The sequence below is a fragment of the Pseudoalteromonas sp. UG3-2 genome (assembly GCF_037120705.1).
Taxonomy (GTDB): domain Bacteria; phylum Pseudomonadota; class Gammaproteobacteria; order Enterobacterales; family Alteromonadaceae; genus Pseudoalteromonas.
In genome coordinates, this window is record NZ_JAWLJU010000002.1 from 2146683 (window position 1) to 2162968 (window position 16286).

The 16286-nt window shown below is 46.0% G+C and carries 9 protein-coding genes; 6 read left to right on the top strand and 3 right to left on the bottom strand.

What is annotated here, in order from left to right; translation table 11 throughout:
* Positions 1–138: 138 nt before the first annotated feature.
* Positions 139–1983 (top strand): M1 family metallopeptidase, encoded by a 1845-nt coding sequence (locus R3P39_RS12790; RefSeq protein WP_336569316.1) that lies wholly within the window; start codon positions 139–141, stop codon positions 1981–1983.
* Between the two features lie 33 nt (positions 1984–2016).
* Here the strand turns inward: R3P39_RS12790 and R3P39_RS12795 are convergent, their stop codons facing one another.
* On the bottom strand, positions 2017–2622 hold the full coding sequence (locus R3P39_RS12795) for a DUF2057 domain-containing protein (RefSeq protein WP_336567915.1): 606 nt from the start codon (positions 2620–2622) through the stop codon (positions 2017–2019).
* A 160-nt stretch (positions 2623–2782) separates the two neighbouring features.
* Between R3P39_RS12795 and R3P39_RS12800 the strand changes: the two genes are divergently transcribed.
* The 5 genes from R3P39_RS12800 (at position 2783) to R3P39_RS12820 (ending at position 13369) form a co-directional block, all read left to right on the top strand.
* Positions 2783–3154 (top strand): histidine triad nucleotide-binding protein, encoded by a 372-nt coding sequence (locus R3P39_RS12800; RefSeq protein WP_336567916.1) that lies wholly within the window; start codon positions 2783–2785, stop codon positions 3152–3154.
* A gap of 228 nt (positions 3155–3382) precedes the next feature.
* Positions 3383–4039: a helix-turn-helix transcriptional regulator gene (locus tag R3P39_RS12805; protein ID WP_336567918.1), complete on the top strand. Its 657-nt coding sequence runs from the start codon at positions 3383–3385 to the stop codon at positions 4037–4039.
* 115 nt (positions 4040–4154) lie between these two features.
* Positions 4155–6314 (top strand): ATP-binding protein, encoded by a 2160-nt coding sequence (locus tag R3P39_RS12810; RefSeq protein WP_336567919.1) that lies wholly within the window; start codon positions 4155–4157, stop codon positions 6312–6314.
* 293 nt (positions 6315–6607) lie between these two features.
* Complete coding sequence (locus R3P39_RS12815; protein ID WP_336567920.1) at positions 6608–9946, top strand: amidohydrolase family protein; 3339 nt, start codon at positions 6608–6610, stop codon at positions 9944–9946.
* A gap of 129 nt (positions 9947–10075) precedes the next feature.
* Complete coding sequence (locus R3P39_RS12820) at positions 10076–13369, top strand: methyl-accepting chemotaxis protein (RefSeq protein WP_336567921.1); 3294 nt, start codon at positions 10076–10078, stop codon at positions 13367–13369.
* Positions 13370–13384: 15 nt separating this feature from the next.
* On the opposite strand, the gene R3P39_RS12825 is transcribed toward R3P39_RS12820, so the two are convergent.
* Both R3P39_RS12825 and R3P39_RS12830 read right to left on the bottom strand, forming a co-directional pair.
* Positions 13385–14170, bottom strand: coding sequence for an amidohydrolase (locus tag R3P39_RS12825; protein ID WP_336567922.1), 786 nt, complete (start codon positions 14168–14170; stop codon positions 13385–13387).
* 155 nt (positions 14171–14325) lie between these two features.
* Entirely contained in the window at positions 14326–16275 is a 1950-nt protein-coding gene (locus R3P39_RS12830; RefSeq protein ID WP_336567923.1) for a S9 family peptidase, read from the bottom strand.
* Between the last annotated feature and the right edge of the window lie 11 nt (positions 16276–16286).

The window sequence follows — 16286 nt, forward strand, 5'->3', positions numbered from 1 at the left end:
ATGACTGACGCATTAATCGCCACGACTTTAGTACGACAGCTGCCTTTTTGCCGTTTATCGGCTTGCGCTGTTTAAATGGCGCAAAGTTCGTTATCTTAGGCGCTCTAACTTGGGAAGACATAAAAGAGTAGCACTATGATGAAACTTTCGGCACTAACGCTTAGCCTCGCTATGGCAGGCATGGTTCACACAACAGCAGTTAAAGCGGCCGTGGATGAGCATACCTATGCCAACCTAGATGAGGTTATTACCACCCATTTACACCTCGATTTAGACGTCGATTTTGCAGACAAGCAACTGGAAGGCTTTGTTGAGCACACCCTAGACTGGCAAAACCGTAACGCTAAGAAATTGGTTTTAGATACCCGTGATTTAGAAATTGATAAAGTCATGTATGAAGGCACGGACGGCAAGTGGCATACGGCTCGCTTTGAGCTGGCTAAGCGCGACGATGTCAAAGGGGCCAAGCTCACTATCCACTTCCAACAGCAAGCCAAAAAAGCCCGGATTTATTACAACAGTTTACCCAGCGCATCCGGTCTTCAGTGGTTAACACCGCAGCAAACCGCCAGCAAGTCACATCCATTTATGTATAGCCAATCGCAAGCCATTCATGCGCGCAGCTGGATCCCAGTGCAAGACACGCCAGCAATGCGAGTGACTTATTCGGCACGTGTACAAACCCCCGACGATGTTCGAGCGGTAATGAGTGCTGATAATACCGGGGCACTGATTAAGGATGGTGATTACTGGTTTGATATGCCACAAGCCATTCCCCCGTACCTCATCGCTATCGGTGCCGGTAACCTAGAATATAAAGAAATGTCACACCAAACGGCTATTTTCGCCGAGCCACAAATATTGGATGCGTCGGTGGCAGAATTCAACGACACCCAAGCCATGATCGACAAAACCAACGCCATGTATGGCGAATATGCTTGGGGCCGTTATGACCTATTAATGCTTCCACCTAGCTTCCCATTTGGTGGCATGGAAAACCCAAGGCTTTCTTTTATTACTCCGACGGTTGTGGCTGGCGATAAAAGTCTCGTGAACCTTATCGCTCACGAGTTGGCACATTCGTGGTCTGGCAACTTAGTGACCAACGCCACGTGGGAAGATCTATGGCTAAATGAAGGCTTCACTTCGTACGTTGAAAACCGCATTATGGAAGAAGTGTTTGGCCGCGACCGTGCGGTAATGGAACAAGCCCTTGATGCTGCTGGCCTGCGCGCACAACTAAAAACCATTGATGCACCTGATACGCGATTAAACTTAAAGCTCAATGGCCGCGATCCTGATGACGCCTTTAGCTCAGTGCCATACACTAAAGGACAATTGTTCTTAATCTATCTTGAAGAACAATTTGGTCGTGAGCGCTTCGATGCCTTTGTTAAAACCTATTTTGATACCTTTGCTTTTAAGTCATTGACCACCGACGAGTTCGTTGCCTATTTAGACAAACACTTATTGCAAAAGCACCCAGGTGTGGTGAGTTTGGCTAAAGCCAAAAAGTGGATTTACGAGCCGGGCTTGCCAGCCGATGCCCCAAACCCTACCTCTGATGCTTTTGAAAAGGTCGATGCCTTAACTCAGGCTTGGTTAAACGACGAGAAAACCCTAGCGCAACTGCCTACGGCGAGCTGGACCGTACATGAGTGGTTGCACTTTATTAATAACCTGCCTCGTGATTTATCGGTTGAGCGCATGACCGCTCTCGATGAAGCGTTTAATCTAACCCAATCAACCAACGCAGAGCGTGCTTTTGCTTGGTATATGCTGGCTGTGGGTAATGGTTACCAAGCTATCTACCCTGCATTGGAAAAGCACTTAGTCAGTATTGGCCGTCGTAAGCTGATTGTTAATCTGTATAAGTCACTGATTGAAAATGGTAAGCGTGACTGGGCGTACCGTGTGTATCAAACAGCACGCCCAGGCTATCACCCGCTTGCACAAGGCACCATAGACGCCCTGTTTAAATAACAGCGCTGGCGATTACCGCAGCAATAAAATGCCTTACTGCGCTTTTATTGCTGCTAAAAACGCTTTTCTTTGCGCCGGTGTTGCTTGTTGCCACCAATATTGCAACATGGCGACCACATCAGGGTGCGCCGCAGTGGGCGCAGCTGGCATTGACTGGCTCGGTTCTGAGGCCATAGTTGTGAGCTGCGCAGCCGTTGCTGGCGATGTGGTTGGCTGAGTGTTGCTCATTTGTGGCGCCGTTTTGCTCACCACCAGTGACGTGGCTAACGACTCATCCGGCGCTTGCAATTGGATCAGTGGTTGCTCAGCAAAGGTCTTTGCTGCCACCACATTGTTAGGCCGATTAAACTCAATGTGATACTGGCCTTGCTGGCTAATCGTAACCGTTGCCCAAAAAGGCTCTGACTCGATAATTTCATGGTCATCATACCCCACTTCATACAGATCGCTGTAGCGCATCTTAACTTGATATTGCCCAGGCTCTAACTGCACTTCTCTGACCTTGGAGAAAAAAGAGTGCTCAATGGTCTTCTCTCCTACCTGTAAGGGAATAATTTCTTCGGGAAAGTTTAGCTGTGCAGCATGTGCAGCAGGTATTAGGGCTATTAACAGCATTCCCCAAGTTCTTAAAAATGGCATGGTTCACTCCTTCGCGATTGTTTATTTATCACTTAATGTATCCCATCCTCGCTAAAATCGCTGCATTTTTCAAAGAACATGAAACTATTGTGTCTGAATTAAAGTCCGCTATGCTATGACATTCATCCGTCATTGCTATCAGTTACCGTAAGGAAATTACATGAGCTCTGAAACTATTTTTAGCAAAATTATCAATCGAGAAATCCCAGCCGACATCGTTTATGAAGATGACAAGGCACTGGCATTTAAAGACATTAACCCACAAGCTCCCTTTCACGTATTGGTGATCCCAAAAACGGCCATTGCCACGGCCAACGACATCAATGAGGACAACGCCGCCTTAGTCGGCCATTTATACGTGGTTGCAGCCAAACTTGCCGAGCAACACGGATTTGCTGAAGATGGCTACCGTGCGGTGATGAACTGTAATGAACACGGTGGGCAAACGGTTTACCATATCCATTTGCACGTATTAGCAGGTAAACCTCTGGGTTGGCCCCCTTACCAAGATACGAAAAAAGTATCAGTTTAAAATATTCACTGTTAAATTATGTAAATGGATAAGATATTTACCAATAATAGTAAAAACCACGTAGTTTCATACAATTACATACAGGTACATATTTTATCCATATTTTTGCTGTATTATTTCGCTTTGCTTTATAACGGACTTGTCTAACCAGTTATAAAAATTCTAATACAAAAGGTCTGAATCCCATGTTAGCATTAAGTAATTGGAAAAAATTGAGTGTATCCAACAATGACTAGTAGTGCTTTTTTGCTATTAGATAAAGAGCCGGTTAACACCATTGGTGTTAACGTTTTGCAACCCTTGCTAAAAACTCAAGGACTCGACGTAACCACAGGTACCGATATTACCGAAGTGCCGGAAGGTACTCGCTTGCTCTTTATCGAAACAGCAGCCACTGACGCTTGGAACAAACTAAAAGAACAATTGGTTAATCTCGAAGTTAAGTGTGACATCGTTTTATTTAATCTCGACGAAAATCCCGAGCTGGCAAACCGTGCCCTGCTCAGTGGCATTCGCGGCGTTTTTTATACCACCGACAATGCCGACGTGCTAATGAAAGGGATCCGCTTATTACTAGAGAATCAGCTGTGGTACCGTCGTGACGTAATGTGTAACGTACTTAATCGTATGTTGCAGTTTAACCAAGATGCTTTACACAAACTCACCGAAGGCGATATCGAGCCAATTAAGCTCACCAAACGTGAAAAGGCTATTATTGCCCTGATGAGTAAAGGCGCGAAAAATAAAGAGATCGCCGAAGAGTTAAATATTAGTCCTCATACGGTTAAAACGCACCTTTATAGCGCCTTTAGAAAAACCAAGTGCCGCAACCGCATTGAGTTGTTGTCATGGGCACAACAAAATATTCCTGACGAAATTCGTTAATCGCACCTTTGTGAGTACAGCTTTGGCTGTACTCATGCTCCCCCTTAGCGACTTTACTGCTGTTCCTTTTACCTCTATGCTAAACGCTCACTACTAATAAATAACATACTGCTTCATGCTGGATCCGAAAACGCTTTACCTTACCAGCCTGGTCATGACGGCCATGATGGCACTGCTTAACTTTTTAACCTGGCGTGCCAATAAAAATACTCCCGGCACCCTATTGTATGTTTTCTACCCCGTGGTATTACTCTTTGCCATTGCTTCGTTTGCGCTGTTTAGTTATTTCGATAACTGGCAAACAATCCCCTTGGCGAACGGCTTACTGTTTTTCGCCTCCATCGTTCATTGTATTGCCATTCGTCAGTTCTTGGGGTTAAAAGGGTCGGAGTTTAAGGTTTTTTTGCTGGTAACCGTGGTGCTATTTCTGCTGTTAGTGTACTACAGCACGGTTGCTTCAGGCCTGCGTCAGCGTATTTTAGTGTCTGATCTGCAGCATTTAGCAGAGGCCACTTTATTACTCTATTATTTTGCCCGTTTTGCGCGGCATAAGTACCCCAATGGCAGCATTGTATATATAACTATCCTATTGGTTATCTTTACTATTTTTGCTGGTCGCTCACTGTTAATGGGTGAAGTCTCGGAGCTTACCCTGCTGCAAGAAAATTGGTTTATTATTACCTTGTTTTTCAACGGCGTACTGGCCCCTATTTTTTATGCCACAGGCATGGCCTTGTTATGTAATGAGCAGCGCGAACAAAACCTCAACCGCTTGGCACTAAAAGCGCAGCAAGATCTTGAACTCAGAGGCATGTTTTTATCAACCATTAGCCATGAGATCCGCACCCCACTTAATGGCATTCTTGGCAGTGCCCAACTTGTGCTGGGGAGAACCAACGACCAACGCAATAAAGCCTATTGTGAAGCCATTGTCCATTCTGCCGAGTCACTCAATTTGTTGATCGACAAAGTTTTGGAATACGCCAGCTTAGAGCAAAGCGATGAGGCACTGTACGAAGAAGACGTTGAGCTAAAAAGTTGGTTGGAAAACTTATGTTTGCTATTAAGCCCGCTGGCAGAGCAAAAAAAGCTCAAGTTTGAGTTAACCTATGAACTTCCCGATCAGGTGTGTTATTACTGCGATCAACAAAAGTTACGGCAAATTTTAATTAACTTGGTGGGAAATGCCATTAAGTTCACCGATAAAGGCGAGGTTAAGCTGAAAGTTGAAATTCTCCAAGACCGCCAAATCGAGCACCAAGTGCGCTTCAGTATCAGTGATTCTGGCCCTGGCATTGAACAAGAAGACATCAATAAGTTAACCCAGCCTTATGTCCAAAGCAGTGCAGGTAAGGTAAAAGGCGGCACAGGCCTGGGTCTGGCCATTACTAGTCGCCTACTCAACCGCCTAGGTAGCCAGCTGGAAATCGCCAGTGAAATCAATAAAGGCAGCACCTTTCACTTTGACTTAACCCTCAATATTGGCGAGCTCAGCCTCGTTGAACAGCGCCCACAGCGAGATAACTGCGTTACTGGCCTAAAAGTATTGCTGGTTGAAGATTTAGAGTTAAATCAAAAAATTGCTATTGAGTTTATGGCGGCAGACGAACACCAAGTAAAACTAGCACAAGATGGCAGCAGTGCCATTGCGATGTTAAAGCAGCATCACTTTGATGTGGTGTTGTTAGACATGAACCTACCCGACTTTTCAGGGCAAGAAGTGTTAACCCAGTTGCAAAATGAAGAACATAAAAATAAGCGGACGCCGTTTTTAGCATTTACCGCAAGCCTCAGCCCAGACGAAGTGAAAGAATACTTAGCCCTTGGGATCCGTGACATTGTCGGTAAACCCATTAAGCAAGAAAAGTTACGCCAAGCACTAAGTGAGTCGCAACTGCCGAAGAAAGCATCTATTACCACTGCGCTTCCCGATAGCCTGTATGACGAAACCGCGGTGAATGCGCTCACCAGTAGCTTTAGTGATGATGAGATCTCGTCGATTTACAATGAGTTTGTGTTGTCTGCACGGAATAAACTCAACCACATTCAACAACAACTAGAGCAAGATCCTGAGCAGAGTATTCGACAACTGCATCGCTTAGCGAGTACCGCCTTACAGCTCGGCTTCAACCGTTTTGGCACCCTGTTAAAAACGGCAGAGCGACGCTTATTGGATAATAAGCCCTGCCACGATGAGTTAAGCCAAGCACTGCAACTCTGGCAACAAAGCCTCAATGCCTATTTGCAGTATGTTCGTAAGGAGGCCGCGCAATAGTCATTAATCGCGACTTATTCGACAACGGCAAAAAACTTGTTCATGCTGGCAAAATTGCTGAGCTCAAGGCCGTATTTCTGCGTACTAAAGTAACCTGGGATCAACTTCCCATACTGATGCGAAATACGAACCCTATTGAAGATTTTGCATACCAAGTTAGTAAACCATAGTGCTTAACTGAGGAGCCTTTTGTGCGGCGAGACAACCATCTCGATGGCGCCAGGTTAATCTCCTCACATTAAGTCGAATGAGATAAATAACTTGCTATAAAACTATAAAATAAAGGAACACCTATGTCTTTTTTGAAATCACCTTTGGCCGCTGCTATTGGTGCCGCCGTACTTGGCTTTACCCAGCCAACCATGGCCACAGAAGCCGCAGCTAATACACAAGTTGAAGAGCAATCTGAGCAGGGTTGGGACGTACTCAACCCGCCGGGTGAGAAACAAACGATCACCATCGACACCAATGAAACCACCTGGAGTAACCTCGATGTTAGTCCAGATGGCAAACACATCATTTTTGACATGTTGGGCGACTTATATGTCATGCCTATCTCTGGTGGTAAAGCAACAGCACTCACCAACGACAGAGCATGGAATTTCCAACCAAAGTTTTCTCCAGATGGCTCTAAAATTGCCTTTATTTCTGACCGTGAAGGCGCTGAAAACCTGTGGGTTATGGATGTCGATGGCAGCAATATGCGCAAGGTTTCTGACGAAACCCATAACTTGCTACACAACCCAGCTTGGTCTCCAGACGGTCAGTATATTGCCGTTAAACAAGGGCAAGTAACCGGTCGTACTATTCCTGGTGGCTCTATTCGCATGTACCACATTTCAGGTGGTAAAGGCGTATTGGTACGCGAGCGTTTACATGGCGCTAAATCACAGAAAAATATCGCAGAGCCGGCCTTTTCCACCGACGGCACAAAAATTTATTACTCAGTAGATGCCACTCCAGGCGTACGTTGGGAATACAACAAAAACGCCATGGAATCGGTATTTGAGATCCGCGCTTGGGACTTAGCCACTGGTGAAGAAGAAACCGTGATCCGCGGCTCAGGTGGTGCAATTCGCCCAACACCAAGTCCTGATGGCGACTCTATTGCATTCGTTAAGCGCATCGAGAATGGCAAAGAAATGCAAAGCGCCCTTTATATCAAAGATTTAAAGTCGGGCATTGAAACCGAAGTGTTTGCGGGATTAGACCGCGACCTGCAAGAGGCCAATGGCGCGCAAGGTAACACACCAGCATTTGCTTATACCCCAGATAGCAAAGCGCTGGTATTTTGGGCCGATGGTACATTCCACAAAGTAGACATTGCCAGCAAGCAAGTCACGGCTATTCCAACTCGCGTTGTTGCAGAGAAGCAAATTACTCCAGCGCTTAAGTTTGCCGTCGATGTGGCTCCAGATACCTTTAAAGTAAAACTGGCACGCTGGTCGCAGTTATCACCAGACGGCAGCACAGCCCTTTTCCAAGCTCTGGGTTATTTATATGTTAAAGACATCGATTCTGGTGAAGTAAAACGTGTCACAGAGCAAAACGAACACTTTGAGTTCTACCCTAGCTTTTCACGTGATGGCAAACACATCGTTTACACCACTTGGGATGATCAAGACTTAGGTGCCGTGCGCATTGTGTCTGCCAAAGGTGGTGAAGGCCGCGTCATTACTGCCGAGCCGGGTCATTACATTAACCCTAGCTTCTCACCCGATGGCAAAAACGTGATCTACCGTAAGGTCACCGGTGGTTACCTGCTTAGTGGCGACTGGTCTATGGAACCGGGGATCTACATCACCAGTGCCAAAGGCGGTGAAGCCAAACGCATCATCAAAAATGGCGATAACCCACACTTTGGTGCCAACTCAGAGCGCATTTACTTTAGCACCATGAGCAGTAGCACCAGCCGCGAATTGAAGTCGGTGGATCTTAATGGCCAACAGGAGCGCTCACACTTTAAGGGTGAGTACATCTTTGATTATCGCGTTTCGCCAGATGGTAACTACGTTGCCTTTATCGAAAACTTCAACACCTTTGTTGCACCCTTTACCAGCACCGGTAAAACCTTGTCGATTAACAAAGGCAGCAAGTCCTTCCCAGTCAAGCAAGTGTCGAAATATTCAGGCGACTTCTTAAACTGGAAAGCCGACAGCAGCGCCTTAACTTGGGCGTTTGGTCCAACCCTTTATCAGCGCAAACTAACGGATACGTTCGCTTTCTTAGAAGGTGCGGCAGATGACGTGGATGAGTTAACTGCTAAAGGTATCGATCTTAGCTTCGAACAAGACGCCGACAAGCCAGAAGGCATGATTGCACTGGTCGGCGGTAAAGTGGTTACCATGCGTAATGCCGAAGAAGAGCAGGAAATCATTAACGATGGTGTGGTATTAATCAAAGAAAACCGCATTGTTGCAGTTGGCACCCGCAGTGACGTCGAGATCCCAAGCACAGCAAACGTCATGGATATTACAGGCAAAACAGTGATCCCTGGCCTTGTTGATGCTCACGCCCATGGCAGCTATGGTAGCCGTAATCTACAACCAGAGCAAAACTGGAACCAGTTCTCCAATGTCAGCTTTGGTGTGACTACCATTCACGATCCATCGAATGACTCTAACGAAGTCTTCTCTATGGCCGAGTTACAGCGTGCTGGATTAACCGTTGCACCGCGTATCTACTCGGTGGGACGTATTTTATATGCCGGTAATGCACCGGGTTATAAAACTCCAATCAATAACCTAGAAGATGCCCAATTCCATGTAAAACGTCTAAAGGACGCAGGCGCAATCTCAGTTAAAAGTTATAACCACCCTCGCCGTGATACCCGTCAGCAGGTGCTAGAAGCGGCGAAAGAGATGGAGATCATGGTAGTACCAGAGGGCGGCTCGAAGTTCCAGCAAAACATGAATATGATCATCGATGGTCATACCGGCTTAGAGCACGCGCTACCGATCCCAAATATTTACTCGGACGTGGTACAAATGTGGAGCCAGACAAAAGCAGGCTTTACGCCAACGTTTAATGTTGCCTATGGCGGCATTAAAGGCGAAGACTACTTCTATGACACCACCGAAGTATGGAAAAACGAGCGCTTAACCAGCTTTGTTCCAGATTACATTCTAAACCCGCGTTCTATTCGTCGTGAGAAGGCACCTGAGCACCACTACAATCACATCAACGCGGCAAAATCGGCGAAGCAATTGCGCGATAAAGGCGTAACGGTTCATATTGGTGCCCATGGTCAGCGTGAAGGCTTGGGTGCGCACTGGGAGCTGTGGTCAATGGCACAAGGCGGCTTTACCCCCTGGGAAGCACTGCGCAGCGGTACCATTGATGGCGCCAAATATCTGGCCATGGACCACGATATTGGTACTATCGAAAAAGGTAAGTTGGCTGACTTAGTGATTATTGATGGTGACGTATTAAATGATATTCGCGAGTCAGAAAAAGTCGCTTACACCGTGCTTAATGGCCGTGTTTATGACGCAGCTACCATGAATGAAGTGGGCAACTACGACCGTAAACGCCAGCCATTCTTCTTTGAAAATGGTAATAAAACACCGATGCATTCAGCAACAGAAGCATACATGGAAGAAAAGGCGCACAAATATCATTGGAAACACTAATTAATCCCATTGGATAATTAGCTTTACAAGCCCAGCGAAAATATTCGCTGGGCTTTTTATTTTGACTAGATTTTAACCGTTAGTGTTCTATGCTGTTATGGATACGTCGCAGTAACAGGGAAAATGGTTATGTCTTTTATCACGCGTTTTTTTAATTCTCTTAATCTTTCCAAAAAATTGATCAGTGCTTTTTTACTGGTTGCTATGGTGCCCTTAGTGGTGCTGATTGCCATTGCTATCAACACCGCCTCAAATGCCATGAGTCAGCAAATATATTCTCAACTTGGTAGCATCAGCGAAGTAAAAAAAAGTGCGGTGCAACGCTACTTTCAAGGCGTTGAAAACAACCTCACTGCATTGACCCAAAATCCAATGTTGCCAATGATTGCGGCAGAATTTATCGATAGTTTTGCCGAGGTGACGCCAGAGCCAAACTCACAATCGCTAGCACGCTATTACCGTGAGACTTTTACGCCAAAGTTTAACGCCGAAAATCAAAATAGTATCGACACAGATAACCTACTCACTGCCTTGTCTGGCAGTGCCACAGCCCTACAAAACCGCTATTTAGCCAATAGTCCCTATCCGATTGGCGAAAAGCATCAGTATCTCGAAACAGGCCATTTTGATAATTATGATTTAGCCCACCAGAGCTATCATAACTACTTTGTTAACATGGCTAAAACCTATGATTTTTATGATATTTTTATTATTGATAGCCAGTCAGGAAATATCGTTTACTCGGTTTACAAAGAGGTGGACTTTGCCACTTCTTTGGCAACGGGGCCTTTTGCTGACAGTAATTTAGCGTCCCTTTACCAACAACTTAAATCACAAACGGATGCCACGGTTACTGGATTTGCTGACTATCAACAATACCTGCCCTCGTACAACGCGCCAGCCAGTTTTATCGGCAAACCCATCGTCAATAATGGCGAAGTGGTTGCCATCATTGCAGTGCAGCTCTCAATTGATGCCATTAATGCCATTATGACCGAGCGCGAAGGGCTAGGAGACAGTGGTGAAACCTACCTAGTTGGGCCCGATAAATTGATGCGCTCCGACTCCTTTTTAGACCCACAACAACGCTCAGTGGTTAACTCTTTTAAAAACCCACAACAAGGTGAAGTCGACACACTCGCGGTCAATGAAGCGTTAGCTCAGCGCTCAGGGCAACAAATTATTGCCGATTACAATGGTGCTCAAGTCTTGTCCGCCTATACCCCTGTCCGCGTTTTTGATAAATACTGGGCATTGGTCGCCGAAATCGACGAAGCTGAAGCCTTTGCCTCTGTGGCGGCACTATCTCAATACCTAATTGTGGTATTAGTGGCTGCGGCCATTGTGGTGTGTGCTATTGCTTTTTGGTTTTCCAAGACCTTAAGTAAGCCTGTTATTCAATTGGTTAACACCATGCAGGCGGTGGAGCAAAGAGGTGACTTCAGCTTGCGAGCACCGGTTCATAACCACGATGAAATAGGCAACAGTGCTGCAGCATTTAATTCACTGCTCGAGGCTCTGCAGCAATCCTTAAGTGAAACCAACCGGGTGATGGATAAAATGGCAGCGGGTAAGTTTGATGACCGCATTAATGTCTCTTGTCGCGGAGAGCTAGATACCCTAAAACAATCCACAAACCACTGTGCCAGCACCCTGAGTAAAGCCATTGCTGGGCTCAATCAAATCTCGCTCGATATGGCCAGTGGCCGCTTTGATACCCGCCTTGACGTGGCCATGTCGGGCGACCTTGACGACTTGAAAAACAACCTTAATCAATCGCTAGGCTCTCTCGATGCCACCATGAATGGCATAGTGCATGTGATGAATAACGTCGAGCAAGGCAACTTTAAAGAGCAAGTGAGTGTCGCCGCGCAAGGGAAGCTCGCGCAATTAAAAGACGCAGTAAATAATTCCGTTGCTGGCCTAAGCCTAGCAATTGATGGCATCAGTGAAGTTATGGCGGCCCTGCGCCAAGGCGACTTTGCGGCGCAACTCGATGCCCCACTGAGCGGCCAACTGGATGAGTTAAAACAAGATATCAACTCCAGTATGGCGAATTTAGATAATGTTATGCAAGACATTGGCACGGTCATGGCCGCGGTCAGTGACGGCGATTTTAAACAGCAAATAACCACCACAGCCAACGGTCAATTGGCACAACTCAGAGATAATATTAATGTTTCTATAGCCGCCGTGGATGGTGCCATTTCAGAAATTTCGAGCGTTATGATGGCCATCAGTCATGGTCGTTTTGACCGGGTTATCGAGTCTAATATGGCGGGGCAGCTGAACAGCTTAAAAGTTGATATTAACCGCTCAGTCAATAACCTAGAACAAGTCATTGCCGAACTCGGAAATGTTATGTCGGCGATGTCTGAAGGGGACTTTGAGCACACCATCGAGCTGGAGTTGCAAGGCCAATTATTGCAACTCAAGCTCGACGTCAATGATTCAACTCGGCAAGTTGCCACAGCCATCAGTGAGGTCAGTAACGTGCTTAGTGCCATCGCCTTGGGCGATCTGAGTCGTCACGTTGAAGGGCAATATTCCGGGGTATTTGCCGCACTTAAAAATGACACCAACGCCACCATAGACAAGCTGACAGAGGTTATCCAAGGGATCCAAAGTGCTGCCAACTATGTTTCACAAAGTGCCGGTGAAATCGCGGCTAGCAATACCGAAATAAGCCAGCGCACTGAAGAGCAGGCCGCCAATTTAGAAGAAGCTAGCGCCAGCACCGCCAATATGCTTGAAGAATTGACCAAAGTCTCGAACCAAGCCAGTGATGCGGTAGGCTTGGCACACAACACGGAAAGCATTGCCAAAGAAGGGGGTCAACTCTCTGAGCAAACAGTGGCAGCCATTGGTGAAGTCAATAAAGCCAGCAAAGACATCAATGAAATTGTCTCGGTGATTGATGGCCTGGCTTTTCAAACTAACTTATTGGCACTGAATGCCGCAGTAGAAGCGGCTCGTGCAGGAGAAAATGGCCGTGGTTTTGCCGTGGTTGCCAACGAGGTCCGCGAGCTTGCAGGGCGCAGCGCCACTTCGGCCAAACAAATCAAAGACATTATTGGCAATAGCAACGCTAAGGTAGAGCAAGGCACTGAACTTGCCAATGACTCTGGCGCAAAATTACAGCAGATCATGCAAGCCGTTAGCGATGTGAATCACAATATTGTCAAAATTAATGACTCTACTTCCATGCAACAACAGGCCATAAAAGAAGTTGATATTGTGGTACAGCGACTCACCGATCTTATCCAAGAGAACTCGGCCATTACCGAAGAAACCATGGCGGCCGCTAAGCAAATGGCAGATCAAGCTAAAGCGATGCAAGCGCAATTAAGCTACTTCAACCTCGATGGCTCGGTTAGCGCCACTAAAACGGAACTGCTGGTACATCAATTTAACGCCTCCTAGCGCCAACACTGAATACTAGCCAAGGGTGAAGGGATCAGCATCGCGGTGAGCGGGAAACTTGTGCCGGTAACTTTGCAGCTCTTTTTTATGTAGAGTTATGGTGCATACCCCTTGTTGATGATCGGCTACCTGAGTAATGCGCTTGCCCTTGTAATCGAACGCTTGGGTTCCACCATCGTGAGCGATGCCATTACCGTCGGTGCCAATACGGTTCACCGCCAGTACATAACTCTGATTCTCTATCGCCCGAGCGGCCAACAGAGTATCCCAGTGAGAGCGCCTTGCTGCAGGCCAGTTGGCAATGTTTATCATTACGTCATAGTCGCCTTGGTTTCGTTGGAATACAGGGAACCTTAAGTCATAGCAAACTTGCGGTAAAAAGCTAAACCCCTTGATATTGAATAACGTTCTCGACGCTCCAGGGTCAATGAAGTCCCCCTCTTTTCCAAGACAAAATAAGTGACGTTTGTCATAAACGACAAACTCTTGATTGGGCCAACAGCAATAGAAACGGTTAAATTTTTTCCCTTTATGCGAAACCAACACAGAACCGCCAACAACACTGTTAAGCGCTTGTGCTTGCCCTGCTAACCACTGAAAAATTGGCCCCTGATGCGGTTCTTTAATATCACACTCAACGGCAAAGCCAGTTGCAAACGTCTCTGGCAGTAAAATCAAATCAAAGCCACTTAGAGAGCTTAGTTGCTTAGCAAAATGTGAGAGGTTTTGCTCAACTTGGAGCCAAGCAATATCACTTTGAATTAGAGCGATCTTTAATGTGTCTTGCGATAATGAAGGCATCAGTGCTCCTTAAATACTATGCAATTTAGGCCAGCCTCAGCTTGTGACAGCATGATTTCTAATACAGCATAGCAAATCGGTTGCTGCCGCCGCAAAGAAGTTAAATTAGTAATATGCTAGCGCCAAGGCGGAGCACACCTCAGCGCTTATTGTAGTCAAAGGGTTAAGTGTTGCTGTAAAAAAGCCAGCACTCTTTCATAATATTCAGTTCGGTGTTTCGGCTTATAAAATCCATGACCCTCGTTCTCTAACAACATATATTCATAGGGGTGATTTGCCTCTTTAAGGGAGCTAATTAGCGATTCAGCCTGCTCGATAGGTGCTCGTTGATCGTCTCCCCCATGTACCACTAAGACTGGCGCCTTTAGCTTATCGATATGAAATACAGGAGAGAAAGCTTTTAGCTGTTGTTGATCCTTACCTAAGACTTGCGTTAAGTAGCGCTGCCCTCGCTTGCGGTCTGCGACATCCCCTTCTTCAAACATCAGGGGTAAGTCATAAACTCCCACTACACCTATGGCGCACTTAAACAGATCGGGTTCAATTATCGAGCTTTGGAGTGCTGAGTAACCACCGAAGCTTGCGCCCATGATGCAGATATTGTTAGGGTCGGCAAAGCCCTGCGCTACAACATGCTTGGTTGCATCAATGATGTCATATTGAATTTCAGCTCCCCACTTTTTATGGCCAGCGTGCTCAAAGCTGCGCCCGTATCCACCTGAACCTCTAAAGTTAACTTTTAACACCGCTATACCTCTATTTGCGAGTAGCTGTGCATCAGGATCGAACCCCCACCAATCTCGAGGACCGTGAGGGCCACCGTGAGGCATAACCACCAGCGGAAGGTTTTTCGCTTCTCGGTTTTGCGGAAGAGTTAAGTACCCATGTATGGTTAATCCATCTCTAGCTTGAAAGGAAATGGGTTTTGTTGAAGCCATGTATTTCCCATCAACCCCTTGCATTGCATGAAATAAAAATTGCAATTTCTTTTCAGTGTCATCGTAAATGTAATACGAGCCGGGGTTAGTATCACTGGAGGCCAGAATCACTGATTTACTGCCATCTTGTGTCGTGCTTAAAAGTTGTATTTGCTCACCAGACAAAGCATTAATTAGGCTTTTTAGCCGCTTTGTCATTTTTGCATCATTATCTATAAACGCATAGGTGGGATATCCGGGCTCCAACTCCACAGCAAATAGCTCGTGGTTTGTTTTGTCGACCCAAAGTTTTTTTGGAGAGACAATTTTATCTTGCAGCAACTTCTCGGTTTGTCCAGTTTTTAAATTCAGCTCAAATACGCCTTCGGCTTCACCCGCTTGAGAAGCTGTAATGTAGACCTTTTCACCGCTGCGATCGAAAGTATGCAACCTAATATCAGTCAGGTTTTCCAAAACATTAAACTCTTGCCAATCAGCATTAACCTTATCTCGAATATGAATCGTTTGGTCGATATAATCATCAGTTGATAAGGACACTCTAACCTTGCCTTGATTATCAGTTAAAAAGCTAGCCATAGCTGAGGGCGAACCGGCTACTTTTCTTCTCGTCCCTCTATTTACATCGACCCTGTAGACAACTGTATGAGCATCCTTACCTCCGTTCCAAGGAATGGTGTACACCAACATATACCGCTCCTCACCAATGAGCGGATCCAAAACATAAGATATGCCGTTTACAGGAGTGGCTTTTTTTATACGCGAACCTGTTTGCATTTCTCCTTGATAGCCAACCAGATACTTACCATTCGAGCCATCAGCATCAATACCAAACAGCTCACCATGGTATTCAGGGTGGTCGCTCCAAGCCCGTAAATATAGCTTTTGTAGCACTAGGCGCTCATTATTAACCCAGTTATAGTTACCAACTTCCGCGTTGCCAGGAAACCTAACAACATTTTCGATTTTATTATTGTCTAGCCTTAAAACGACAAGACTGTTTCTACCTTCTACTTTTGAGGTAAAGCTAAGATAGTTGCCATCAGGTGATATTTTCACTTGGGAATATTGAACCCCAGCACTAAACACTTCTACCGGTACTTGCTTAGCACTAAGTAATTGGGTGAAGACTAAAAGCCCCACAAGCATGCCAACTCTAATTATTTTCATCGATATATCCT

Bases quoted from the DNA above. Each gene is read 5' to 3' on its own strand.
- R3P39_RS12790 (WP_336569316.1), top strand. From the start codon at position 139: ATGAAACTTTCGGCACTAACGCTTAGCCTCGCTATGGCAGGCATGGTT.
- R3P39_RS12795 (WP_336567915.1), bottom strand. From the start codon at position 2,622: ATGCCATTTTTAAGAACTTGGGGAATGCTGTTAATAGCCCTAATACCT.
- R3P39_RS12800 (WP_336567916.1), top strand. From the start codon at position 2,783: ATGAGCTCTGAAACTATTTTTAGCAAAATTATCAATCGAGAAATCCCA.
- R3P39_RS12805 (WP_336567918.1), top strand. From the start codon at position 3,383: ATGACTAGTAGTGCTTTTTTGCTATTAGATAAAGAGCCGGTTAACACC.
- R3P39_RS12810 (WP_336567919.1), top strand. From the start codon at position 4,155: ATGCTGGATCCGAAAACGCTTTACCTTACCAGCCTGGTCATGACGGCC.
- R3P39_RS12815 (WP_336567920.1), top strand. From the start codon at position 6,608: ATGTCTTTTTTGAAATCACCTTTGGCCGCTGCTATTGGTGCCGCCGTA.
- R3P39_RS12820 (WP_336567921.1), top strand. From the start codon at position 10,076: ATGTCTTTTATCACGCGTTTTTTTAATTCTCTTAATCTTTCCAAAAAA.
- R3P39_RS12825 (WP_336567922.1), bottom strand. From the start codon at position 14,170: ATGCCTTCATTATCGCAAGACACATTAAAGATCGCTCTAATTCAAAGT.
- R3P39_RS12830 (WP_336567923.1), bottom strand. From the start codon at position 16,275: ATGAAAATAATTAGAGTTGGCATGCTTGTGGGGCTTTTAGTCTTCACC.